23 protein-coding genes are annotated in these 23,554 nt (G+C 33.5%); 12 read left to right on the top strand and 11 right to left on the bottom strand.

What is annotated here, in order from left to right:
* Positions 1 to 40: 40 nt before the first annotated feature.
* Genes ATO12_RS04995 through ATO12_RS04985 form a run of 3 tightly spaced genes read right to left on the bottom strand, consistent with a single transcriptional unit; the run spans position 41 to position 1,630 of the window.
* The gene (locus ATO12_RS04995; RefSeq protein ID WP_034239671.1) at positions 41 to 304 is read right to left on the bottom strand and encodes a DUF3098 domain-containing protein; all 264 of its coding nucleotides are present in this window, start codon (positions 302 to 304) and stop codon (positions 41 to 43) included.
* On the bottom strand, positions 288 to 692 hold the full coding sequence (locus tag ATO12_RS04990; RefSeq protein WP_051575626.1) for a hypothetical protein: 405 nt from the start codon (positions 690 to 692) through the stop codon (positions 288 to 290). The genes ATO12_RS04995 and ATO12_RS04990 overlap by 17 nt, the downstream gene beginning before the upstream one ends.
* Before the next feature lie 59 nt (positions 693 to 751).
* On the bottom strand, positions 752 to 1,630 hold the full coding sequence (locus tag ATO12_RS04985; RefSeq protein ID WP_034239670.1) for a cell division protein FtsX: 879 nt from the start codon (positions 1,628 to 1,630) through the stop codon (positions 752 to 754).
* A 199-nt stretch (positions 1,631 to 1,829) separates the two neighbouring features.
* On the opposite strand from ATO12_RS04985, the gene ATO12_RS04980 reads away from it, so the two are divergent.
* The 4 genes from ATO12_RS04980 (at position 1,830) to ATO12_RS04965 (ending at position 7,947) form a co-directional block, all read left to right on the top strand.
* Entirely contained in the window at positions 1,830 to 2,765 is a 936-nt protein-coding gene (locus ATO12_RS04980; protein ID WP_034239668.1) for a 2-dehydropantoate 2-reductase, read from the top strand.
* Between the two features lie 104 nt (positions 2,766 to 2,869).
* Positions 2,870 to 5,683: a leucine--tRNA ligase gene (gene leuS / locus ATO12_RS04975; protein ID WP_034239665.1), complete on the top strand. Its 2,814-nt coding sequence runs from the start codon at positions 2,870 to 2,872 to the stop codon at positions 5,681 to 5,683.
* A 346-nt stretch (positions 5,684 to 6,029) separates the two neighbouring features.
* Entirely contained in the window at positions 6,030 to 7,145 is a 1,116-nt protein-coding gene (gene ald / locus ATO12_RS04970; RefSeq protein ID WP_034240406.1) for an alanine dehydrogenase, read from the top strand.
* A 109-nt stretch (positions 7,146 to 7,254) separates the two neighbouring features.
* A complete protein-coding gene (locus ATO12_RS04965) occupies positions 7,255 to 7,947 on the top strand; it encodes a zinc metallopeptidase (RefSeq protein WP_034239663.1) in 693 nt (230 codons plus the stop codon).
* Positions 7,948 to 8,007: 60 nt separating this feature from the next.
* On the opposite strand, the gene ATO12_RS04960 is transcribed toward ATO12_RS04965, so the two are convergent.
* Positions 8,008 to 8,478, bottom strand: coding sequence for an Lrp/AsnC ligand binding domain-containing protein (locus ATO12_RS04960; RefSeq protein ID WP_034239661.1), 471 nt, complete (start codon positions 8,476 to 8,478; stop codon positions 8,008 to 8,010).
* 146 nt (positions 8,479 to 8,624) lie between these two features.
* Positions 8,625 to 9,995: a saccharopine dehydrogenase family protein gene (locus ATO12_RS04955; protein ID WP_034239658.1), complete on the bottom strand. Its 1,371-nt coding sequence runs from the start codon at positions 9,993 to 9,995 to the stop codon at positions 8,625 to 8,627.
* Between the two features lie 137 nt (positions 9,996 to 10,132).
* On the opposite strand from ATO12_RS04955, the gene ATO12_RS04950 reads away from it, so the two are divergent.
* On the top strand, positions 10,133 to 10,531 hold the full coding sequence (locus tag ATO12_RS04950) for a DUF423 domain-containing protein (RefSeq protein WP_034239657.1): 399 nt from the start codon (positions 10,133 to 10,135) through the stop codon (positions 10,529 to 10,531).
* 69 nt (positions 10,532 to 10,600) lie between these two features.
* Positions 10,601 to 12,157 carry a phosphoenolpyruvate carboxykinase (ATP) gene (pckA, locus tag ATO12_RS04945; protein ID WP_034240404.1) on the top strand — a complete coding sequence of 519 codons (1,557 nt, stop codon included), beginning with the start codon at positions 10,601 to 10,603 and terminating at the stop codon, positions 12,155 to 12,157.
* 76 nt (positions 12,158 to 12,233) lie between these two features.
* Here pckA and ATO12_RS04940 read toward each other — a convergent pair whose 3' ends face one another.
* Together ATO12_RS04940 and ATO12_RS04935 are read right to left on the bottom strand one after the other, a co-directional pair.
* Complete coding sequence (locus ATO12_RS04940) at positions 12,234 to 12,980, bottom strand: uroporphyrinogen-III synthase (RefSeq protein ID WP_034239654.1); 747 nt, start codon at positions 12,978 to 12,980, stop codon at positions 12,234 to 12,236.
* A 34-nt stretch (positions 12,981 to 13,014) separates the two neighbouring features.
* Positions 13,015 to 13,668 carry a DUF4271 domain-containing protein gene (locus tag ATO12_RS04935; RefSeq protein WP_034239651.1) on the bottom strand — a complete coding sequence of 218 codons (654 nt, stop codon included), beginning with the start codon at positions 13,666 to 13,668 and terminating at the stop codon, positions 13,015 to 13,017.
* 96 nt (positions 13,669 to 13,764) lie between these two features.
* Here ATO12_RS04935 and ATO12_RS04930 point away from each other — a divergent pair, with 96 nt between their 5' ends.
* The 3 genes from ATO12_RS04930 to ATO12_RS04920 are packed head-to-tail and all read left to right on the top strand — an operon-like array spanning position 13,765 to position 16,351.
* Entirely contained in the window at positions 13,765 to 14,496 is a 732-nt protein-coding gene (locus ATO12_RS04930; protein ID WP_034239650.1) for a polyprenol monophosphomannose synthase, read from the top strand.
* Between the two features lie 2 nt (positions 14,497 to 14,498).
* Entirely contained in the window at positions 14,499 to 15,839 is a 1,341-nt protein-coding gene (locus ATO12_RS04925) for a dihydroorotase (RefSeq protein WP_034240401.1), read from the top strand.
* The gene (locus ATO12_RS04920; protein ID WP_034239649.1) at positions 15,836 to 16,351 is read left to right on the top strand and encodes a DUF4296 domain-containing protein; all 516 of its coding nucleotides are present in this window, start codon (positions 15,836 to 15,838) and stop codon (positions 16,349 to 16,351) included. The genes ATO12_RS04925 and ATO12_RS04920 overlap by 4 nt, the downstream gene beginning before the upstream one ends.
* Here the strand turns inward: ATO12_RS04920 and ATO12_RS04915 are convergent.
* Together ATO12_RS04915 and ATO12_RS04910 are read right to left on the bottom strand one after the other, a co-directional pair.
* A complete protein-coding gene (locus ATO12_RS04915) occupies positions 16,317 to 17,336 on the bottom strand; it encodes an NAD-dependent epimerase/dehydratase family protein (RefSeq protein ID WP_034239646.1) in 1,020 nt (339 codons plus the stop codon). The genes ATO12_RS04920 and ATO12_RS04915 overlap by 35 nt on opposite strands.
* 102 nt (positions 17,337 to 17,438) lie before the next feature.
* Positions 17,439 to 17,621 carry a hypothetical protein gene (locus tag ATO12_RS04910; protein ID WP_025664410.1) on the bottom strand — a complete coding sequence of 61 codons (183 nt, stop codon included), beginning with the start codon at positions 17,619 to 17,621 and terminating at the stop codon, positions 17,439 to 17,441.
* Between the two features lie 267 nt (positions 17,622 to 17,888).
* Between ATO12_RS04910 and tyrS the strand changes: the two genes are divergently transcribed.
* Positions 17,889 to 19,184 (top strand): tyrosine--tRNA ligase, encoded by a 1,296-nt coding sequence (tyrS, locus tag ATO12_RS04905; RefSeq protein ID WP_034239643.1) that lies wholly within the window; start codon positions 17,889 to 17,891, stop codon positions 19,182 to 19,184.
* A gap of 103 nt (positions 19,185 to 19,287) precedes the next feature.
* Here tyrS and ATO12_RS04900 read toward each other — a convergent pair whose 3' ends face one another.
* Both ATO12_RS04900 and hpf read right to left on the bottom strand, forming a co-directional pair.
* On the bottom strand, positions 19,288 to 20,139 hold the full coding sequence (locus tag ATO12_RS04900) for a M12 family metallopeptidase (RefSeq protein WP_034239642.1): 852 nt from the start codon (positions 20,137 to 20,139) through the stop codon (positions 19,288 to 19,290).
* Positions 20,140 to 20,702: 563 nt separating this feature from the next.
* Positions 20,703 to 21,005, bottom strand: a complete 303-nt coding sequence (gene hpf / locus ATO12_RS04895) for a ribosome hibernation-promoting factor, HPF/YfiA family (protein ID WP_034239640.1) — start codon at positions 21,003 to 21,005, stop codon at positions 20,703 to 20,705.
* 202 nt (positions 21,006 to 21,207) lie between these two features.
* Here hpf and ATO12_RS04890 point away from each other — a divergent pair, with 202 nt between their 5' ends.
* On the top strand, positions 21,208 to 22,290 hold the full coding sequence (locus ATO12_RS04890; RefSeq protein WP_034239638.1) for an efflux RND transporter periplasmic adaptor subunit: 1,083 nt from the start codon (positions 21,208 to 21,210) through the stop codon (positions 22,288 to 22,290).
* The gene (locus ATO12_RS04885) at positions 22,290 to 23,552 is read left to right on the top strand and encodes an ABC transporter permease (protein WP_034239636.1); all 1,263 of its coding nucleotides are present in this window, start codon (positions 22,290 to 22,292) and stop codon (positions 23,550 to 23,552) included. The genes ATO12_RS04890 and ATO12_RS04885 overlap by 1 nt, the downstream gene beginning before the upstream one ends.
* Positions 23,553 to 23,554: the final 2 nt, after the last annotated feature.

The following is a 23,554-nucleotide window of genomic DNA, read 5'->3' as shown; positions in this document are numbered from 1 at the left end:
TTGACGCAAAGATATAACTACCGTAAAATAAAATGATACATTACTGTTTTTTCTTCTTATTGGGATCTAGAAGAATAGCATAAATTTCAATACCAAAACCAATTAAAACAATGGTTGGGGCTAATCGAATTCTTCTAAAATTATAGATGTCTGGATTAAAAACATTAGGATCATCACTTCCTCCTCCTGCCATGAGAATAAAGCCAAGAGCAATTACCGCTATCCCTATAGCCATAACGATATAGTTTTTCTTTTCAAAAATAAAATCAGGTTTTGGCGTATTTTTATTAGATTGTTTTTTCATGCTCATCGTTATCAATTTCGTTAAATATTATAGTATCATCAACTATTAATTTTGATATATGTCCCATATTTTTATCACGGGTAAATATAGTCCATCTTTCTATACCATACAAAGTAACTTTTTTATTAAGAATATCAGAACGTAATTGTTCTACAGTTAGTTGATATTGTAATCCACGATTAATATAGTAATGGTGTTTATCATTTTTAAGGGTAATTACAATATCAAACCCCGGTCCTTCCTGTATGTTGGTTACAATTCCTTCAATCTTCATAACATCATCGGGTTGCACGTTACGTACAGGCCGAAATGTTTGTATTACTGCTACCATAAACGCAACAAAAAGTACAAAAATGATCGAAAGGTATATTTTAACAATTTTACCCATTAGTGCATCTAGATTAGTAGTTTTAAATTAGTAAATGTACCTGTTCAGGTTAATCTACATTAATAGTATAATTCATCGGTTCTTAGGTTTAAGAATCGTTGTGTAGCAAAGAATGTACTGATCCATGTAATAAGTACACCAATCCCAAAAATACCGGCAAATAAAATAATAAGTAAGATTTTGTCATCAAGCAATGCCAGTTCTGGGAATGTTTTATTAAGATAATATAATACAATCCCAACACCAATTAAAGCTACAATTGCTCCTATCATTCCTAATCGCACACTTTTCCATACAAAAGGCTTGCGAATAAACTTTTTTGTAGCTCCTACCATTTGCATGGTTTTAATGATAAATCTTTTTGAATACACCGATAAACGTATAGAACTATTAATAAGCAATACCGCAATAAAAGTGAAAATACCACTAATGAGAAGTACCCAAAAACTAATACGTTTTATATTATCGTTTAATAATGAAATCAAAGGTTTATCGTAAATCACTTCATCTACAAAATCTTTTTTGATGATAGAAGCATTTATTTCTTCAATTTTTGCCTGATCTACAAAATCTGCTTTTAAATATACGTCGATAGAATTCTGAAGCGGGTTATACCCAAGAAAATCCATAAAATTCTCTCCGATATCTTTACTATGTTCTTCGGCAGCTTGATCTTTAGAAATAAAAGCAGTCGATTTAGTATATTCTGCCAGCGCCAGAGTTTTTTCCAATTGTTTGATTTCAACATCTTTGGCAGTGTCTTTTAAATAAATAGTAAGTGCAATTTTTTCTTTAAAATGATCCGCTACCTTTTTAGTATTTAATACCAATAAGCCTAATAAGCCCAATAAAAATAACACCAAAGAAATACTAATAACCACAGAAAAATAAGAAGAGATTAGTCGTCGTTTTTGGTATTTTTCAAAAGATGAGCTCATAAATAAATTGATTTGTGCGTAAAAATAATAAAGTTAGCGAGACTTTTTATTCTAAAACGCACCTCATTTTAGAATAAATTACTCAAGTTAACCCCATTACAGAATGGGATCTGTTTTTATGATATAGTTTGATTACATTTGAATAACGTATACTTAAAAATAATCTTATACCATTTACACTGTAAAATAGATTTAAAATATGCATATAGTTATCATTGGAGTTGGTGGAGTTGGGGGGTATTTTGGAGGAAAAATTGCTAATTCAGAACAAAAAGTAACTTTGGTAGCCAGAGGGGAACATCTCGAAGCTATTAAAAATAATGGATTACAAGTTAAAAGTATCAATGGGGATTTTGTAACTCACCCGTTTTATGCAACAGATCAAATTGATACTATAGAAAAAGCAGATATCGTGCTAATCTGTACCAAATCATGGCAGGTAGCCGAGGCAGCAAAATCAATTCATCCTATTTTAAAAGAAGATACAGTTGTTATTCCATTGCAAAATGGAGCCGATAATGCGGAAAAAGTATGTTCTGTAGTAGATAAAAAACATGTTTTAGGAGGATTGTGTAAAATCTATAGCAAGATAGAAAATCCTGGTATCATTGCTCATTTTGGTCATCAACCCGAAGTTGTTTTTGGGGAATTAGACAAAAGTAAAACAGATCGCTTGCAGGTAGTAAAAGAAGTATTCGACAAAGCGGGGTTTAGTAATACAATTTCTAAAGATATTGAAGTAGATATCTGGAGCAAATTTATGTTTATTACTACAGTTAGTGGTATTGGTGCACTTACTCGTGCTACAATCGGAGAGGTATATGAAAATCCGGAAACCTATCGTATTTTAGAACAGACAGCTACCGAGATTTATAAAGTAGGTATTGCTAAAGGAGTTTCGTTACCAGAAGATATCGTATCTCGGATTTTGGCTTTTATCGGTAAGCAACCCTATGATTCTACCGCTTCTATGCAACGTGATATCATGGAGGGTAGGCCTTCAGAATTAGATAATTTTAATGGCTTTATCGTAAAACAAGGAGCTAAATTAAATATTTCAACACCTGCAAATACGTTTATATATAGTTGCTTATTACCTATGGAGACTAAAGCCAGAACTTTAAAAAATAAATAAAAGACCCCTAATATTATTACATTTCTTCAAATTAGACACAATAATATTAGTATATACCATATTTTTGCACTTCTCATAAAAATGGTAATACAGAAATAAACGTAATGAGCTACGATTTTAATACTATTGAAGCCAGGTGGCAAAATTATTGGGCAGAAAACGGCACTTTTAAAGCTGATAATAACAGTGATAAACCTAAATACTACGTATTGGATATGTTTCCATATCCATCGGGTGCAGGATTACATGTTGGGCACCCGCTGGGATATATTGCCAGTGATATCTATGCAAGATATAAACGCCATAAAGGATTTAATGTATTACATCCGCAAGGATATGATTCTTTTGGATTACCAGCAGAGCAGTATGCAATCCAGACAGGACAGCATCCTGCAATAACTACTAAAGAAAATATAGCTCGTTATCGTGAGCAATTAGATAAAATTGGCTTCTCTTTTGATTGGAGTCGCGAAGTAAAAACCAGTGATCCTAATTTTTATAAATGGACACAATGGATCTTTATAGAGCTATTTAATTCGTGGTATGATAAAGATACAGATAAAGCAAGAACGATTGATGATCTCGAAGCTATCTTTACCTCAGAAGGAAACGCAAAAATAAATGCAGTTTGTGATGAAGATATAACAGCATTTACGGCTGCAGACTGGAATAATTTTTCTTCCAAAGAGAAACAAGAAGTACTATTAAAATACAGGTTAACCTATTTGGCAGAAACCGAAGTGAACTGGTGCCCGCAATTAGGAACCGTACTGGCAAATGATGAAATTGTAAACGGAGTTTCTGAGCGAGGAGGGTATCCCGTGATTCGTAAAAAGATGACGCAATGGAGTATGCGCATCTCAGCTTATGCAGAACGATTATTGCAAGGATTAGAAACTATCGATTGGACAGATTCTCTTAAAGAATCACAACGCAACTGGATCGGAAAATCTGTAGGTGCCAGTGTGACTTTTAAGGTTAAAGAACATGATGAGGTGATCGAAGTATTTACCACACGTCCTGATACTATTTTTGGTGCTACATTTATGACATTAGCTCCAGAACATGAATTAGTTGCCAAAATAACAACTCCTGAGCAGAAAGCGGCTATAGAAGCCTATATCGAAGCAACGGCCAAACGTAGTGAGCGCGAGCGTATGGCAGATGTAAAAACGATTAGTGGTGAGTTTACAGGGGCATATGCAGAGCACCCGTTTACCAAAGAACCTGTACCGATCTGGATCGGAGACTATGTATTGGCTGGATATGGTACCGGTGCTGTAATGGCAGTACCATGTGGAGATCAGAGAGATTATGATTTTGCAAAGCATTTTGATATCCCGATCACTAATATTTTTGAAGGTATAGACATCTCTGAAGAAGCGTTTGCCGATAAAGAAAAAACGATTATAGCCAACTCTGATTTCCTTAATGGATTAAACTATAAGAAAGCGACCAAAACTGCTATTTATGAGTTAGAAAAACTAGGTCAAGGGCAGGGAAAAACCAATTATAGATTGCGTGATGCCGTATTTAGTCGTCAACGATATTGGGGAGAGCCGTTTCCTGTGTATTATGTAGACGGGATGCCACAAATGATTGATGTTGCACATTTGCCGTTGGCGTTACCCGAAGTAGAAAAGTACTTGCCAACAGAAACAGGTGAGCCACCATTAGGTCGTGCCGATATTTGGGCATGGGACGCCCTCAAGGGCGAGTTGGCAAAAAATGAGGACATTGATAACGTTAATATTCATCCTTTAGAATTAAATACGATGCCAGGTTGGGCAGGAAGCTCGTGGTACCCGTTTCGATATATGGATGCTAATAATGATCATGAATTCGCTTCCGCGGAAGCGATGCAATACTGGCAAAATGTAGATTTGTACATAGGAGGAAACGAACATGCAACAGGTCACTTATTATATTCTCGTTTTTGGACCAAATTCTTAAAAGACAGAGCATACATTACAGTTGATGAGCCGTTTAAAAAGCTAATCAATCAGGGAATGATTTTAGGAACCAGTGCTATAGTGTATAGAATTAGTGGATCTAATACCTATGTTTCTAAAGGATTAAAGGATCAATATGAAACAGAAGAACTTCGTGTAGATGTAAGTTTGATCAATAGCTCAGATGAACTTAATATAGATGCTTTAAGAAAATGGCAACCACAGTTTAATGATGCTGATTTTGAGTTAGAAGACGAAAAATACATCGTTGGCAGAGAAGTAGAAAAAATGTCTAAACGATGGTTTAATGTGGTGAATCCAGATGGTATTTGCGAGCAGTATGGAGCCGATAGTTTACGATTATACGAGATGTTCCTGGGGCCATTAGAACAGGCAAAACCCTGGAATACTGCAGGGATTACAGGGGTACATTCTTTTCTTAAAAAACTCTGGAAACTATATCATGATGGAGAAACGTTTGGTGTAACCGATACCGAACCTACCAAAGAAAATTTAAAAACATTGCATAAAACGATCAAAAAGGTAGAAGAAGATATCGAGAACTTCTCGTTTAACACATCGGTAAGTACTTTTATGATTGCAGTAAATGAATTAACAGCTCAGAAATGTACTTCTAGAGCAGTTTTAGAACCTTTAATCGTATTAATTTCTCCTTATGCACCTCATATTGCTGAAGAATTATGGCAAAAGTTAGGGCATGACGAATCTATATCGACGGCTGCATTTCCTGTATTTGAAGAGAAACACCTGGTAGAAAGTACTAAGCAATACCCTATTTCGTTTAATGGTAAAATGCGTTTTACGATGGAGTTATCATTAGAGCTAAGCAAAGATGAGATTGAAGCAGCAGTGATGGCTCATGAAAAAACACAAGAACAACTTGCGGGTCGAGAACCTAAAAAGGTAATCGTAGTACCCGGTAAAATTGTAAATGTGGTTGGTTAGCGATTTGATTGTTAGTGTATTACTTTGTTAAAATGCTTATGGGTTAAAGTGTAATTGTCAGCCTGTCTTTATATGATGATTTGACTATAATTTGATGTTAATTTATGGGGTTAATTATTTTTTATTCAAAAAAATGACTACCAATACAAAAACAGAAAATATTGATCTGTAAGTGATTTTTGATTTATATCGAAAAAAATTCAATAAAATTGAAATAAACTGTTGAAAATCTAATTTTTTTAGGAAAAATCAATGATTCTTCAAAATTGTTAAGATTGTATTTTTTGGAGTTTTTTAATTGTGTATTTTGCGAAAAACATATATTTTCGGCACAAAAATTAAAGATATGGTAATTGGTGTTCCCAAAGAAATCAAAAATAACGAGAACAGAGTAGGTGTAACGCCTGCCGGGACTATGGAGCTTGTTAGACATGGTCATACTGTTTTCATACAGCAAAATGCTGGCCTTCAAAGTGGTTTTGAAGATGAAGAATATATCAAAGCAGGCGCTAAAATTTTGCCTACTATAGAAGAGGTGTATAGTATTGCCGAAATGATTATTAAGGTCAAGGAACCTATTGAACCAGAATATAAATTGATCAAAAAGGATCAATTAGTATTTACATATTTTCATTTTGCCTCTGGAGAAGAATTAACGAATGCGATGATTGAAAGCGGTTCGGTTTGTGTTTCATACGAAACAGTCGAAGATCCTGATCGAAGCTTACCACTATTAACTCCGATGAGTGAAGTAGCGGGACGTATGTCTATTCAGCAAGGAGCTAAGTTTTTAGAAAAACCATTAAAAGGAAGAGGAGTTCTTCTTGGTGGTGTTCCTGGTGTTCCGCCAGCAAAAGTATTAGTACTTGGTGGAGGTGTAGTAGGAACTCAAGCTGCTAAAATGGCTGCAGGAATGGGGGCTGATGTAACGATTTTGGATATCAGTATGAAGAGATTACGTTACTTAGATGATGTAATGGCAGCAAATGTGAAAACAGAATTTTCTAACGAATATAATATTCGTAAACATATAAAAGATGCTGATTTAATTATCGGAGGAGTATTAATACCAGGAGCAAAAGCACCAAAATTAATTACTCGAGATATGCTTAAAGAAATGAGACCAGGAACTGTGGTTGTGGATGTGGCAGTAGATCAAGGAGGTTGTTTTGAAACAACAAAACCAACAACTCATCAGGATCCGGTATATATTATTGATGATGTAGTGCATTATTCTGTCGCAAATATGCCAGGAGCTGTACCATATACGTCAACTTTGGCATTAACTAATGTCACTTTGCCATATGCAGTACAATTGGCAAATAAAGGCTGGAAAAAAGCTTGTAACGAAAATGAACCACTTAAAAAAGGACTAAACGTGATTAATGGTGATGTCGTATATCCTGCGATATCTGAGGCTTTTAATCTTCCTTTAAAAGATGTAAATGTATATTTGAATTAAACTCGATTTATTGGCTAACTCAAGTTTATTTAATCAAAAACCTCGTTATTATGGCGAGGTTTTTGTATTTTATATTCCAAATTTAATTACAATAAAAAAGTGAATAGTTATGATGGGGTATTATATTATTGCGGGAGTCATATTTTTGGTGAGTACCTATGTAAGCAATAAACTTAAAAGTAAATTCAAAAAGTATTCTAATATCAGCCTACAAAATGGCATGAGCGGTGCAGAAATTGCAACAAAAATGCTACAAGATAATGGGATTCGTGATGTGCAGGTGGTTTCTACTGCCGGAATGCTTACAGATCATTATAATCCATTAAATAAGACAGTAAATTTAAGTGAAGGGGTGTATAATCAGCGTAATGCAGCGGCAGCGGCAGTTGCTGCCCACGAATGTGGTCATGCTGTACAACATGCCACATCGTATAGTTGGTTAACCATGAGATCAAAGATTGTACCTGCGGTAGGAATTGCAAGCAAGCTCTCTAATTTTGTGATTATGGGAGGACTTGTTCTTTCGGCATCAGGAATGATCTTAGGAAATACTATTTTTCTGATTGGGATCATACTATTTGCAGTAACCACATTATTCGCATTTATTACACTTCCTGTAGAATATGATGCTAGTAATAGAGCATTAGCGTGGTTAGAAAATAATAATATGCTTACTGCACAAGAACATGCTGGTGCTAAAGATGCATTAAAATGGGCTGCACGTACTTATGTAGTTGCTGCTTTAGGTTCTTTGGCGACCTTGCTGTATTTTATCTCTATCTTTATGGGTAGAAGGGATTAAAAAAAGCTTAGGTTATATTTTGGGGAATATATATTCGGGTTTGGGTATGCCGTCCTAAGGCTATATCTTAATCTGTCGATCAATTTGCTGGTCTAATGATATAAAAGTCTCTGTGCGGGATACACCTTCGATAGCTTGAATATTTTTATTTAATACAACCATTAAATGTTCATTATCTCTACATAGTATTTTAATAAAAATAGACCAATTTCCTGTAGTGTAATGACATTCGATTACCTCTGGGATGTCTCGTAATTGTTTTACAGCTTTTGGGTTGCTTACTGCTTTATCAAGGTATACACCTACAAAAGCCATTGTTTTATATCCCAGTACTTTGGGATCGATAATAAACTTTGATCCGGCAATAAGCCCCGAAGCTTCTAATTTACGAAGCCTTTGATGGATTGCAGCTCCTGATATTCCTACTTTTCTGGCGATTTCAAGAATTGGTCTTCGAGCATCTTCCATGAGATTACGTAAAATCTCTTTGTCGATACCATCAATTTTTAAGGTCTGGTTTTGGCCTTTCATAAAGTATGAAATTACAATTATTAACTAAAAATACAATTAATGGTTTGTAATTGAAATATAAAAATAAGAATTATCGAAAAATTAAATCAGTTAACCACTTAATAGATTTTAGATTGAATTAAAAAGTGTTAATTCTTTAATTCAGCTTATCCTTTTACACCATCTGGATTATAACCAAGATAATCACATTCTTTTTCCTTAAATATGATACCATACTCTTCAAGTTCTTTGAGAATAGGAGTGTACACCTCTTCCTGAATAGGAATCTGTACTCCAGGAGTAGTGATTTGTTTGTTCAGAATACGTAATGTAGCCATTGCAACTGGTAAACCTACAGTTCTTGCCATTGCCGTGTAAGTTTGATCTTTACCAATACTTACCATAGTAGCATCTATCTGTTTGTGTTTGCCGTTAATCTCATAACCAAACTTATGATACATCACGATCATATCCTTGTCTCCTTCATCCAGAGTCCATTTATCCATCAATATTTTCTGAAGAATCTGCGCTGGAGTAGCATTAGGGATACCTACTTTTTTATCGGGGTTAAAAAGATCAAGCTCCAGAAGTTTATCCCACATAATATCATCTTGATCTATCTTAAGGTAGTGACGAAGTTTTAGCTCTACCGAATCCGAAGGAGAATAAGCAAGAAAACTATTTGTGAAATCGCGATAACTCATGTTCTCTGAATTTGCAAGGGTATAATCATCTGCAGTCATTCCTAACTGTACAAAAGTATTCCAGGCTCTAGAAAACCCTACCCTTCTTATAGTTCCTCTATATAGAGTTAAGATATCATCTAATCCATAGATGTTTTGATATTTTAAAGAGTTTCGATTTGCATAGGCTTCAAAACGACCATAATCTTCGACTTCTAAAAACTCTGTTCTTCTAAATAATTTATGATAGGGGATATATTTATATGTTCCTTCCTGTAGAAACTCTGCAGCACCACCTTGTCCGGCAATAACTACATTACGAGGATTCCAGGTAAATTTATAATTCCATAAGTTAGTGTCACTTTCGGGAGCTACCAGACCACCTGTAAAAGATTCAAACAAAATTATTTTACCACCTTGATTTCTAATCCTGTCAATAACCTGCATTGCACTCATGTGATCAATGCCTGGATCTACACCAATCTCATTCATAAAGACGAGTCCTTTTTCACGAACTTTTGCATCGAGTTCTTGCATTTCTGGGCTAACATATGATGCGGTAACCATGCATTTGCCATACTGTAAACAATCTTTAGCTACTTCGATATGAAACCGTGCAGGAAGCATTGATACTACAATATCTGCATTTTGAATAGCTTTTTGTCGTGAGTCTTGATCAAAAACATCCAGAAGTACTGCTTCTGTATTAGGGTGATCACTAGCTAGTTTTTTTGCATTTTCAATAGAAATATCACCAATAGTAATATATAAATTTTCTGAACTGGATTTATCCTGAAAATATTTAATGAGAACTGCAGTAGATTTACCTGCACCAATAACTAAGATCTTTCGCATACCTTCTGATATTTTGATAACTTTGATACGAATGTAATAAATACCATAAAGATTAGGTTCTCTATAACTACGTATTAATTATATTTTTGAAGAATTTTTGTCTAAAGTTTAAAATTTAATACTTGTTATAGTCAATTATGAATAAAATATCAGCAAACAAAACAATTTTGATTACCGGTGCCATAATGGGATTACTTGCGGTACTATTAGGAGCCTTTGGAGCTCATGGATTAAAGAAGTTAGTAGATCCAGAAAGTATTAATTCTTTTACTACCGGAGTACGATATCAAATGTATCATGCTATCGTTTGTATTATTTTGGGGAATATGTCTGTTTTACAAGAGGTTACCAGAAAGCGTATTTTTTACTTTTTCATGGGGGGAATAACCCTTTTTTCTGGGTCAATATACCTTTTGGTGATCGATGAAATTTTGGGAATTTCTCTGTCAAGTATAGGTTTTATTACCCCTTTGGGAGGTTTACTGCTGATACTTGGGTGGATTTTCTTCGTAATTTCATTGGTAAAGATTAAGTGATTTTTTTATCGGTTGGTGTAATTATTATTTATAATTTTGCACGTACATAACAAACACAACATATTATATATGGAACGACTGTATCCAACTACGAAAACGTTTTCGTTAAAGAATTACGGTATTGAAAATGCTACAATGCGCTACCAATTACCTTCAGAAAATCTTCAGGAAGAAGTAGTGCAAAAAGGTCAAGGGAAAATTACCAAATCAGGTGCATTAACAATTAATACAGGCGAATTTACTGGGCGATCCCCTATGGATCGTTTTATTGTTAAAGATCATATCACACAAGATAAAGTGTGGTGGGGGGATATTAATATTCCTTTTGATCAAGATGCATTTGATGCATTGTATGATAAAGTAACAAATTACCTTTCAGGAAAAGAAGTATTTGTACGTGATAGCTATGCATGTGCCGACCCAGAATATAAATTAAATATTCGAGTACTTAATGAATATCCATGGTCTAATATGTTTGCATATAACATGTTTTTAAGGCCAGAAAAAAAAGAATTAGAGTCTTTTGATCCCGATTGGTTGATCGTTAATGCGCCCGGATTTATGGCAGATCCAAAAGTAGATGGTACACGACAACATAATTTTGCAATCCTTAATTTTTCTAAAAAAATAGCTTTAATAGGAGGAACAGGATATACTGGTGAGATCAAGAAAGGCATTTTCTCTGCCTTAAATTTTATTCTTCCTGTAGAGCGTAATTGTTTACCTATGCATTGCTCTGCTAATGAAGGAGAAGATGGTAAAACCGCTTTGTTTTTTGGATTATCAGGAACTGGTAAAACTACTTTATCTACAGATCCTAAAAGGAAATTGATAGGAGATGATGAACATGCCTGGACAGAAGAAGATACTGTATTTAATTTTGAAGGAGGATGCTATGCCAAAGTAATAGACCTTTCTTCAGAAAAAGAACCTGAAATTTATAATGCGATTAAAAAAGGAGCATTATTAGAAAACGTAATTATAGATGATAATGGTGCTGTAGATTATACAGACTCTAGTATTACTCAAAATACAAGAGTAAGCTATCCGATTGATCATATAGAAAATATCAAAGTACCTAGTAGAGGTAAAAAGGTAACCAATATCTTTTTTCTTACTGCAGATGCTTTTGGGGTATTGCCTCCTATCTCTAAGTTGACCAAAGAGCAAGCTTCTTATCATTTTATTAGTGGATATACAGCTAAGGTTGCAGGAACCGAAGCAGGAGTTAATGAGCCGTTACCAAGTTTTTCTGCTTGTTTTGGCGCACCTTTTATGCCATTGCACCCAAAAGAATATGGGGATATGCTAATGGATAAAATCGAAAAGACAGGAGCTAATGTCTGGTTGGTAAATACAGGATGGACCGGTGGAGCATATGGTACAGGGAGCCGAATGAAATTGAAATATACCCGTGCAATGATTAATGCAGCTTTAGAAGGTAAACTTAATGATGTAACCTATGTTACTGATAAACATTTTGATCTTAGTATGCCAGAGAGCTGCCCTGATGTGCCTTCAGATATTCTGAATCCAAGAAATACATGGGCAGATAAAGAAGCTTATGATGCTAAGGCTGAAGAACTGGTAAATTCTTTCAAAAAGAATTTTAAACAATTTGAATAAGATTTTTTACTGTAATACTAAAAAAGGGATCGATATTCGATCCCTTTTTTTATACATTGAAAATAAATAAAACTATCTATTTCTTATTTACTTCTTTAATATATTTTTGAAGCGCCATTGTCATTGAGGGTGTCTCTGGAGTTGGTGCCTGAATGTTAACAATCAGGTTGTGCTCTTCGGCTGCTTTAACTGTTGAGTTTCCAAACACAGCAATTCTGGTATTATTTTGTTTGAAATCAGGAAAATTCTCGAATAAAGATTGTATTCCAGATGGGCTAAAAAACACCAAAATGTCATAAAATACATCCCTTAAGTCAGAAAGATCACTTACCACAGTTCTGTAAAAAACAGCTTGTTTCCATTCTACTTTTAGACTATCTAATGTTTCAGGAATTAACGGCTTTAACTTATCTGAAGAAGGTAATAAAAACTTCTCATTTTTATATTTCTTAATCAAAGGAGATAGTTCCTGAAACGTACGTTTTCCAACGTATATCTTTCTTTTTCGATATACAACATACTTCTGTAAATAATATGCTACGGCTTCACTTTGACAAAAATACTTGAGTGTATCAGGTACTTTATAACGCATTTCGTCTGCTATTCTAAAGAAATGATCAACAGAATTACGGCTAGTAAGGATAATAGCAGTATATAATGATAAATCTACTTTTTGTAACCTTACTTCTTTTGAGTCAACTCCCTCTACATGAATGAAGGGGATAAAGTCAATTTTTACTTTTTCCTTTTCTTCTAAATCAAAATAAGGTGAATTTTCCACTTTAGGCTCCGGCTGTGAAACCAAAATTGTCTTCACTTTCATATATTTTCTTTCTTTTTTGTAAAGATCCTACTAATTAACTAATAAGCTTATACAGTATAAAATAGGGTGCGATTTCAAGTGCGCAAAGATACAAAATAAAATAAAATAAGTGGTTCAAAATAATATTTTCGTTTTTCTTATAAAAAGAAACGAGCATGATTGTATTGAGAATAATTAATAAAATTAGAAGTATTATAAATGCAATTTTAGAAGGTTGTAAAGCATAAATAAATACAATATTAACGGGTAACAGTATGACTCCCATAAAATTACGATATGACACTTTGTAAAATAAATATTCATCAATTATAGAGTCAATAGAAAAAATAGTTGCAACTATTTTTTCTACAAGTAATTTGCAAATAACGATAACTGTATATATGATTGCAATCTTAAAATACAATGTAATTTGATTGGGTGTGACTTTCCATTCGAATACACCAAAGCATAAATATAGAAACAAGGATACCGAAACAACCTGAAACAATAGTAAGATTGCATTAAATAAAGAAGAAAGCTTATTTAATTTTTGATAGGATATAATATATTTACTGTTACTAAAAAGCATCATAAAATCGGTAAAGCGAAGCATATTCACTCTTTTGGCTGTAGCTAGCAGCATCAGGCATACTGTGATTATGATAGTAAGCCAATTTGTTGATGTTATTTCTCGTAAAATAAATTCCATATTCTGTTCTGGGATCAAAATTACGATCAATTAACTCATAAAAACAAGAAAATAACTAGTAATTATTTAGTTATATTTGCCTGAAAAATAGCCTAGATGGTGGATGCCTTAGTTATAATCCCTACCTATAATGAAATTGAAAATGTGGAGCGTATCATTAAAAATGTGCTTTCGCTTCAGCGTGATTTCCATATTCTTATTGTAGATGATAATTCACAAGATGGAACTGCAGATAAGATAAAGGAGTTACAGTTAGAATACCCAGAATCTCTTTTCTTAATAGAACGAGAAGGGAAATTAGGTTTAGGTACAGCATATATTACTGGTTTCGAATGGGCGTTAGAACGATCTTACGAGTATATTTTTGAAATGGATGCAGATTTCTCTCATAATCCAAATGATCTTATACGATTGTATAATGCTTGTGCAAAAGGATCTTCTCAGGTCGCTATTGGGTCTAGATATGTGACAGGAGTAAATGTAGTGAACTGGCCAATGAGTAGAGTTTTATTGTCTTGGGGAGCTTCAAAATATGTTCGATTTATAACAGGAATGGATATTCATGACACAACAGCAGGATTTGTCTGTTATAAAAGAGAAGTATTAGAAAAAATAAATCTTAAAAAAATTCGATTTGTAGGATATGCCTTTCAAATAGAGATGAAGTTTAAGGCGTATTTATTAAAATTTAAAATAAAAGAAATCCCTGTAATCTTTACCGATAGAACCAGGGGAACATCAAAAATGAGCAAAGGAATTATTTCTGAAGCTGTTTTTGGGGTTATAAAAATGAAATTTAACAGCTTATTTAATCGCTACGAAATATGATTATGGATAATGTGCTTATTAAAAATGCTAACATCGTTAATGAAGGGCAGATTTTTAATGGAGATGTATATATAGAAAATGGTATTTTTAAAGAAATTGCACCGCAGATAAGTGCCAAATCACCAGATGTTCACATTTTTGATGCCGAAGGCAAATACTTATTACCAGGGGTCATTGATGATCAGGTGCATTTTAGAGAACCTGGATTAACACATAAAGCAACTATAGAAACTGAATCCAGGGCCGCTATAGCTGGAGGTATTACTTCTTTTATAGAAATGCCTAATACGGTACCACAAACAACAACAATAGAAAAACTCGAAGAAAAGTTTGAAATCGCTGCAAAAACAAGCTATGCAAATTATTCTTTTATGTTTGGAGGTACAAATGATAACTTAGAAGAAATTCTGAAGGTAGACCCCAAAAAAGTGGCAGCGCTTAAACTGTTTCTAGGGTCATCTACAGGAAATATGCTGGTCGATAATCCAGAAGTATTAGAAAAAATATTCTCATCTACAGACTTGTTAATCGCAGTGCATTGTGAAGATGAAGAGACGATTAAGAGTAATACTGCAAAGTATAAAGCAGAGTATGGTGATGATATTCCTGTAAAGTATCATCCTATTATAAGAAGTGAAGAAGCGTGTTATTTGTCTTCGTCACAAGCGATAGCACTGGCTAAAAAAACGGGAGCGCGATTGCATGTTTTTCATCTTTCGACAGCAAAGGAATTAGAACTGTTTACCAATAAAATTCCGCTTAAGGAAAAGAAAATAACAGCCGAAGTTTGTATTCACCACTTGTGGTTTTCTGATACAGATTATGAAGAAAAAGGAACATTGATTAAGTGGAATCCTGCTGTAAAAACAGTAAAAGACAGGGATGCACTGTTTGCAGCATTGCTAAAGGATAAAATAGATGTAATAGCTACAGATCATGCTCCGCACACCAAAGAAGAAAAAGATAATGTGTATACCAAAGCACCATCTGGAGGTCCATTGGTGCAGCATGCTCTTCCTGCTATGTTAGAATTTTACCACCAGGATAAAATAAGCTTAGAAAAAATCGTTGAAAAAATGTGTCATAATCCGGCGATATTATTTCAGATCGAGAAAAGAGGCTTTATAAAAGAAGGATATTATGCAGATGCTGTTTTGGTCGATATAAATGCACCCTGGACGGTAAATAAAGATAATATTTCATATAAATGTGGGTGGTCACCTTTTGAAGGAACTACTTTTAAGTCAAGAGTTACGCATACTTTTGTTAATGGAAGTTTGGTATATAAGAACTTTAAATTCTATGATGTGCGACACGCACAACGACTAACTTTTGACAGATGATTAGAAATGTAGTATATACTGTAGCTTTTCTGGCTATTATTTCTTGCCAGAGTATAGATAAAAGCCCTAAACCAGAATCATTTATAGAAGAAGACCGTATGGTTGAGATTCTAACTGATATTGCTTTTGTAAGAGCAGCAAAAAGCTCTAACAGAAAAACTTTTGAGGAAAAAAATATTAATCCTGAAGCTTTTATTCTGAAAAAACACGGTATAGATAGTATTATTTTTGCCGAGAATAATGCCTGGTATTCTGGTCAGATAGAAAAATATGAAGCGATTTTTGTTCGTGTAAAGGCTAATTTGGATAAAGAGGCAGCAAAATATGAGAAGCTGAAAAAGGAAGAAGATTCTATTAAGAAAATTAAAATTGAAGATTCTATTGCAAAAAGTAAAGATACAGTTAAGCTTATGGATTTACCTGCTATTACAGAAGATGTAATCGAAGACAAGATAGAAGAAGCTAAAAAAAAGAGGACTAATACCCCTCCTCTTCCTTTAAAAAAACAGTAGCAGTTTCTTTTATGCTTTTTTCAATCGGAGTAAAACTGTAGATAAGCTCTTTTTTTATTTTGTCATTCTCATAGTATTTTGTAGAAAATGCACTTCGTATAGAGGATCTAAATATGGATCTGTTGGTTCTAAACAAAATATAACCAATATGTTGTACATAATAAGCGATTTTCATCAAAAAGGGAGAAATTCTCTTTTTTGGTAATGGTTTGTTCAGTGCCTGAGCGATCATACCAAAAGCACTTTTGTAACTTAAATTCTCACCAACCAGAATATAACGTTGATTACTATAGGACCCCGTAGTAAGTTTATACATAATATCGATAACATCCCTTATGGCTACATAACCGGTGGTTCCTGTAGTATAATACTTCATTCCTTTATAAATTCTTTTAAAGAGATATCCACTGCCATTATCAAAAAAACCGGGACCGATAATGATACCAGGATTTACAATTACTGCAGTAAGCCCTTCATGTATTCCTCTCCAGACTTCCATTTCTGCACCATATTTGGTAATTGAATACACAGAATTGGGAGTTTCGGGATTCCATTCTGCTTTTTCATCAATATGAGAACTGGATAAATTTTCACCAAGTGTTGCAATTGAACTTACATAACAAAGCTTAGTTACCTTTTTGAGTAAACAAAGGTTTACAATATTTGCTGTACCATGGATATTAGCTTTTCTTAATTTTTTATAGTGAGATGGATTAAAACTAATTTTGGCAGCGCAATGATATACGTGAGTAATTCCTTCAAAAGCTTGAGTTAGAACAGGAATATTATTAATATCAGTATTTACCCATTCTATAGTATCAAACAAGTGTTTTTCCTCACTTGTGAAATAAGAGGAGAACACTTTTTTAGCATGTTCTTTTTTGGCCTCGGTTCTGTATAAGGCACGCACTTGTTGTTTTTCCTGAATAAGTCTAACCAGTAGATGTGTTCCTACTAAACCTGTTGCTCCTGTAACTAATATCATAGTATGTAATTCTACGATACTAAAGTAAACAAATAATGCACATTTTTTGGTTAAATAATAGACCCCAATGATTTAAAAAAATTATTGAGGTCTTTTATATTCTTAATCGCAATAATCAGTACATCTACATGTGGCAAGATCAGGTTCTTCTGTAGTGGTTGGTGTTTGATTATCACTTTTCCCTAGAGTTGGTGCCCCTCCATAAATAGTATGTAGACCATTTAATTTTGTGATTTCTAATTTTTTAAGATTCAATTTTTTTGAATTGCTTGCTTGTTTTTTCATGATATAAATTGATTTTTAATTAATAGAAATGAAAATTATTATTATTTGTAGACTGCATTCCCCCTGTTTTCAGTGAAAAGCCGAAAACGCAATAATTAGATTGTAGCCAAGAATTTTTTAAGAGAAAAGAAGAAGGAATATTTTAGTGTAAAAGATGTTTTACAATTGGTGAGAACAATAAGTCAATACCATCCAATTTCTACCATATTCATAGCTGGATATTATCCATATTTTTATCTTTGTCGCTCTTAATTGAATTATAGTACAATGACTACAAATTTTATAGAAGAATTACGTTGGAGAGGAATGTTGCATGATGCGATGCCTGGGACCGAAGAATACCTAATGGAGCAAATGAGATCTGCCTATGTGGGGTTTGATCCTACAGCAGATTCATTACATATCGGTAACCTGGTTCCTATCATGTTACTGGCGCATTACCAGAGAGCAGGGCATAAGCCTTTTGCATTGGTCGGTGGTGCCACAGGTATGATCGGTGATCCTTCAGGGAAATCGGCAGAACGTAATCTACTGGACGAAAAAACACTTCGTCACAATCAGGAAGCTATAAAATCACAACTTAGTAGATTTTTGGATTTTGAAAGTAATGCTCCCAATGCAGCTGTATTGGTTAATAACTACGATTGGATGAAAGAATTCTCATTCCTGGAGTTTATTAGAGATGTGGGTAAGCATATTACAGTAAATTATATGATGGCCAAGGATTCTGTTAAGAATCGAATTTCGTCAGAATCATCAGAGGGGATGTCATTTACAGAATTTACCTACCAATTGGTTCAGGGATATGATTTTTTACATTTATATAGAGCACATACATGTACCTTACAAATGGGAGGTAGCGATCAGTGGGGCAATATCACTACGGGAACCGAACTCATTAGAAGAATAGCAGGTGGAAAAGGATATGCCTTGACTTGCCCGTTGATTACAAAATCTGATGGATCAAAATTTGGTAAGTCTGAAGGTGGAAATGTATGGCTGGATGCCAAACGAACATCACCGTATAAATTCTATCAATATTGGTTAAATACCAGTGATGAAGATGCCGAAAAATACATTAAGATTTTTACGTTTTTAACCGAAGAAGAAATAAAAAACCTTGTAACTGCTCATAAAGAAGCTCCACACCAGCGAATTTTACAAAAGAAACTGGCAGATGAGGTTACGGTTATTGTACATTCTCAGGAAGATTTAGATAATGCGATTAAAGCATCTGCAATTCTTTTTGGAAAATCTACATCTGAAGATCTAAAAGATTTGGATGAAGCCACCTTTTTAGACGTTTTTGATGGAGTACCGCAAGCCGAGATCGCTAAAGACATGATCGCTAATGGTATGGATATGATTGGCGCCCTGGCAGAACATACAGGATTTCTTAAATCAAATGGCGAAGCCAGAAGAGCACTGAAAGAAAATTCTATTTCGGTAAATAAAGAAAAGGTTAACGATAGTTATTCGATATCTAATAATGATTTAATTAACGATCAATTCGTTTTATTACAACGTGGTAAGAAAAACTATTTTGTGATTAGAGTTGTATAAATATGTAAAATCTAATTTTTTAGAATACTTAATCGAATTGGTTTAAAAAAGAAGTAAGGAGGAGAATATTTAATATTTTCCTCCTTTTCTATATTTATGATTATTAATTATAGTATCGTCTTATCACACTTAGATCTCCACTACTTAATGCGCGACGTTGTACATTAAAAGTACTTCCGTTTTTTCTTACGATTGTTGGTTTTCCGTTTTTACTAAAAAAATAAGAACCATACATCATGATAGATCCAATATCAAACGTAGAAGTTCTAACTGAAGAAGAAGATCTTTTATTAAAATTAGACGCTTTACCACTTTTGATATTGTTAAAATTTACAGTAACATAGTTATCCCGTTTAGGATGTTGTTGCTCATGATACATGCCAATCGCATGTCCGATTTCATGAATAGTGTTTCCGGTAGAACACCCAGAAGCTAGAGTGATATTTTGTCTGCCCCCCGTTCTACCTACAGAAGAAGAACATCCTGATCCTGACCTAAAGCGAATATAAGCTCTTTGATTTGTTCTTTTTATAAACCGTATTTTGGTTTTACTTTCCCAATGATTAATAGCGCTAGTTACGCGACCTTTGTTTGGTAAATTACTATCAACAGTATAAGGAATATAGTAATAGCTTCCCGATTTTGGCCAATGTCTGTTTCTTCGGATCACTCCTTTTTCCAGAATGTTCGTTTCTTCTACCTGTTCTGGAGACAATATCATATCGCCAAGGATAAGATTGTTATCTACTTGGTTAAATTCTGTTTCTTCTCCAAAAAACATTTTGGTAACTATTTTTTCATTTCCTGTTAATGGATAAACTTCTGCAGAAGCTTCTGATTTAGAAGATTCCTGATTAATTTCTGTAGATACAGATTCATCTTCTGTTTGGCAATTGGTAAATAGTAATACAGATAATGTAATAGCCGACAGGCTTAACAATCTACTAGTTTTCATAATGTAAAAATTTAAGTTGAATTTGTGTTTATATGTAGAAATTAACGATCAATAGATACTTGATATTGTATTTGGATCGGATTAGAAATCCTTTCTTTTATTTGTAAATCAAGTGTTTAGCGTAGCATTGTTATGGTTGTCTTGTAGTGAAGAATTGAATTGCATTAAAAAACAGACACTTACCTATTTTGTTATAATCAATAATTTTTTTTATTGATAAACTTTAAAGGTAGGTATATATAAAACAAAAACAGGTAAGCATTCACTTACCTGTTTTCTTCAAAGAAATTAATTTTATTAGTAGGTATACTAGTCCCTAATGTTTAATTTAATGTATTGCTAAATCTAATTTACGAACTATTCGCCTAGAAATAGAGTTAATTTCTTTGTTTTAAACTTGTTGTATTTCTACAACAAAACTCATTTCTTTTTAACTAAAAATTTAAAGAAATCATTTGTTAACCATTAGCTAAAGTAGTTCTGTTAAGATTCATAAAACATGACAAATGTCAGTTTTTGAACTTTAGACTGTTAAATTTTGATTCATTTCAGAAATGCAATGCCTAGATGTATGGCTTCATTTCTTGTTTTCGTTTTTTGAGCTGCCTTTCTAGATCACTAAGTGTTTCTTTAAAAGCAAATTCAAAATTTTTCTCATTAGATGTAGCGTATATTTTTGGTCCCGGTAAACTTAATTCTACATCACAGATTTTACCTTTCCCTTTTGGGTCATTTTCTTTTTTAAAAAACACATCCGATTTAATTATCCAATCATATTTTTTGAATAATTTATTTAGTTTTTCATGTACATAACCTTCCATAGTTTCACTGGTTGGCATTTGCACAAATTGAATATTGATTTGCATTTGTTTGTATTTTATGGTTCTTAATTGTTAGACCTATACTGCCCTATATTGGTATAAAATTCACATAGTTTCTGAGCTTCATTAGAGCTAGTATTTTGTTCTAATCTCTATGCTAAAATAAAGACTATCATTTTTTTTTAATATGACAAATATCATTCCGAAAATCAGTCTTTTCGACGAAATTAGATAAAAATATGTATATATGTCTAAACATGTATTATGGGTGTTTTTTACGACTGTTCTTATGTCCTGTGCAGATAAAGAAGAAAAAATTCTTCCCGTGGTAACAGGTGTTACAGAAATGGTATACTCATCGGTTACGATCCAACCAGACAGCTTGTATCAGGTGTATGCTTCGGTACACGGTATTTTAGATAAAAATCTTGTAGAAGAAGGAGATGAGGTTAAAAAAGGAACTCCATTACTCCAGATTATAAATAGCAACCCTAAGTTAAATACAGAAAATGCTAAGTTGTCGTTTGAACTTGCCCAAAAAAACTATAATGGTAGTGCAGCAATTCTTAGTAGTATAGAAGAGGAAATTAAGTCGGCAACTCTTAAAATGACTAATGATTCTATAAATTATTGCCGTCAGAAAAATCTGTGGAGCCAACAGATAGGTTCTAAAATAGAGTATGATACCAAAAAACTTACCTATGAACTTTCTACAAATTCTTTAAGTCTGTTAAAAAATAAGTATGATAGAACCCGAGAAGAACTTAAGACTCGGTTACAACAAGCAAAAAACAATTATAAAACCTCTGTAATAACCACCAAAGATTTTACCATTAATAGTAAGATTAATGGTAAGGTGTATGGCCTATATAAAAATCCTGGAGAAATTATAAATACTATAGAACCCATAGCAGCAGTGGGTAGTGCCACTATTTTTGTTATCGAGATGCTCGTTGATGAAGTGGATATTGTGAAAATTAAAAAACATCAAAAAGTCATAATAACTCTGGATGCATATAATGAAGAAGTATTTACCGCAAAAGTGAATAAAATATACCCTAAAAAAGATGAACGCAATCAAACCTTTATGGTTGAAGCTCTTTTTGATAAAAGCCCAGAAGTATTATACCCAGGGTTATCTGGAGAGGCAAATATTATCATAGCTCAAAAAAAAGAAGCGCTAACTATACCAAAAGAATACCTAATTGATGATACTAAGGTGAAAACAGAAAAAGGAACTGTAGAAATTGTTATTGGGCTTCAGAGTATGGATACTATAGAAATCTTATCAGGTATTACCAAAGATACCTGGATTTATAAACCCGAATAATGACCAATTGGAAAGTCATATTAAACATTGCCAGGACACATCTGGTTACCAAAATCAAACAAACTGCAACTGCAGCTTTGGGTGTGACTTTTGGTATTGGTGCATATATTACTTTGGTTTGTTTTATGACTGGGCTGAATAAGATGTTAGATGATTTGATTCTTAATCAGACACCTCATATTCATATTTTTAATGAGATTGAACCTTCAAAAAAACAACCTGTAGACTTATATGATGAACTTCAAAATACATTTAATGTAGTGCATTCGATTAAGCCAAAACAAAGTCAAAAGAGAATTCATAATGCACTTCCGATCATTAAATACCTTAATAAAGATCCCAAGGTTAGAGGAGCAATACCGCAAATTAAATCACAAATATTTTATATCTCAGGATCTATTGAGTTGGGAGGTAATCTTACAGGTGTTGATATTATGAAAGAAGTAGAGTTTTTTAATTTCAGGGATTATATCGTTAAAGGAACTCCACAAGCTTTGCAACATAATGATAATGGTATTTTACTGGGGGCAGGTGTTGCAAAAAAAATGTCTCTAGATATTGGTGATAGAGTACAGATCAGTACCATAAAAGGAGATGTTTTTCCGTTAAAAATTGTAGGGATATACCAAAGTGGGATTGCTGATATTGATAACATTCAAAGTTTTACTACTATCAAAACTGTACAGCGTATTCTGGGAGAAGCAGAAAATTATATTACAGATATCAATGTAAAACTTCACAATATTGACCAAGCCATTGCATTAGGAGAAAAAGTAGAGCAACAGTTTAAGCTTAAAGCAATTGATATTAATACTGCTAATGCACAATTTGAAACAGGAACCACGATTAGGAATCTAATTACCTATGCCGTTTCTATAACACTATTGATTGTGGCAGGATTTGGCATTTACAATATTCTAAATATGCTCATCTACGAAAAAATGAATGATATCGCTATTCTAAAAGCAACTGGTTTTTCGGGAAAAGATGTGCAGTTAATTTTTATGAGCCAGGCTATGATCATTGGCGTTGTTGGCGGAGTTTTAGGATTGTTAATCGGATTTGGTCTATCTCATCTTATCGATCAACTACCTTTTGAAACAGAAGCACTACCAACTATTACTACTTATCCTATTAATCATAATCTTTGGTTTTATGGTATTGGTATTACATTCGCTATGATTTCAACTTTTTTGGCGGGGTATTTACCTTCTCAGAAAGCAAAAAAAATAGACCCTGTACGTATTATTAGGGGGCAATAATA

Origin of the sequence: Aquimarina atlantica (assembly GCF_000626715.1) — a bacterium.
In the GTDB taxonomy this organism is placed as follows: Bacteria; Bacteroidota; Bacteroidia; order Flavobacteriales; family Flavobacteriaceae; genus Aquimarina; species Aquimarina atlantica.
This window is presented reverse-complemented; position numbering and strand designations above follow the sequence as displayed.

What these genes read in the sequence shown, in the direction of transcription:
- hpf (WP_034239640.1), bottom strand. Translation starts at nt 21,005, where the DNA reads ATGCAAATCAATATTCAATTTGTGCAAATGCCAACCAGTGAAACTATG.
- ATO12_RS04940 (WP_034239654.1), bottom strand. Translation starts at nt 12,980, where the DNA reads ATGAAAGTGAAGACAATTTTGGTTTCACAGCCGGAGCCTAAAGTGGAA.
- ATO12_RS04960 (WP_034239661.1), bottom strand. Translation starts at nt 8,478, where the DNA reads ATGAAAGGCCAAAACCAGACCTTAAAAATTGATGGTATCGACAAAGAG.
- ATO12_RS04890 (WP_034239638.1), top strand. Translation starts at nt 21,208, where the DNA reads ATGTCTAAACATGTATTATGGGTGTTTTTTACGACTGTTCTTATGTCC.
- ATO12_RS04980 (WP_034239668.1), top strand. Translation starts at nt 1,830, where the DNA reads ATGCATATAGTTATCATTGGAGTTGGTGGAGTTGGGGGGTATTTTGGA.
- ald (WP_034240406.1), top strand. Translation starts at nt 6,030, where the DNA reads ATGGTAATTGGTGTTCCCAAAGAAATCAAAAATAACGAGAACAGAGTA.
- tyrS (WP_034239643.1), top strand. Translation starts at nt 17,889, where the DNA reads ATGACTACAAATTTTATAGAAGAATTACGTTGGAGAGGAATGTTGCAT.
- ATO12_RS04950 (WP_034239657.1), top strand. Translation starts at nt 10,133, where the DNA reads ATGAATAAAATATCAGCAAACAAAACAATTTTGATTACCGGTGCCATA.
- ATO12_RS04995 (WP_034239671.1), bottom strand. Translation starts at nt 304, where the DNA reads ATGAAAAAACAATCTAATAAAAATACGCCAAAACCTGATTTTATTTTT.
- pckA (WP_034240404.1), top strand. Translation starts at nt 10,601, where the DNA reads ATGGAACGACTGTATCCAACTACGAAAACGTTTTCGTTAAAGAATTAC.
- ATO12_RS04990 (WP_051575626.1), bottom strand. Translation starts at nt 692, where the DNA reads ATGGGTAAAATTGTTAAAATATACCTTTCGATCATTTTTGTACTTTTT.
- ATO12_RS04885 (WP_034239636.1), top strand. Translation starts at nt 22,290, where the DNA reads ATGACCAATTGGAAAGTCATATTAAACATTGCCAGGACACATCTGGTT.
- ATO12_RS04910 (WP_025664410.1), bottom strand. Translation starts at nt 17,621, where the DNA reads ATGAAAAAACAAGCAAGCAATTCAAAAAAATTGAATCTTAAAAAATTA.
- ATO12_RS04915 (WP_034239646.1), bottom strand. Translation starts at nt 17,336, where the DNA reads ATGATATTAGTTACAGGAGCAACAGGTTTAGTAGGAACACATCTACTG.
- ATO12_RS04955 (WP_034239658.1), bottom strand. Translation starts at nt 9,995, where the DNA reads ATGCGAAAGATCTTAGTTATTGGTGCAGGTAAATCTACTGCAGTTCTC.
- ATO12_RS04965 (WP_034239663.1), top strand. Translation starts at nt 7,255, where the DNA reads ATGATGGGGTATTATATTATTGCGGGAGTCATATTTTTGGTGAGTACC.
- ATO12_RS04935 (WP_034239651.1), bottom strand. Translation starts at nt 13,668, where the DNA reads ATGGAATTTATTTTACGAGAAATAACATCAACAAATTGGCTTACTATC.
- ATO12_RS04930 (WP_034239650.1), top strand. Translation starts at nt 13,765, where the DNA reads ATGGTGGATGCCTTAGTTATAATCCCTACCTATAATGAAATTGAAAAT.
- ATO12_RS04900 (WP_034239642.1), bottom strand. Translation starts at nt 20,139, where the DNA reads ATGAAAACTAGTAGATTGTTAAGCCTGTCGGCTATTACATTATCTGTA.
- ATO12_RS04985 (WP_034239670.1), bottom strand. Translation starts at nt 1,630, where the DNA reads ATGAGCTCATCTTTTGAAAAATACCAAAAACGACGACTAATCTCTTCT.
- ATO12_RS04925 (WP_034240401.1), top strand. Translation starts at nt 14,499, where the DNA reads ATGGATAATGTGCTTATTAAAAATGCTAACATCGTTAATGAAGGGCAG.
- leuS (WP_034239665.1), top strand. Translation starts at nt 2,870, where the DNA reads ATGAGCTACGATTTTAATACTATTGAAGCCAGGTGGCAAAATTATTGG.
- ATO12_RS04920 (WP_034239649.1), top strand. Translation starts at nt 15,836, where the DNA reads ATGATTAGAAATGTAGTATATACTGTAGCTTTTCTGGCTATTATTTCT.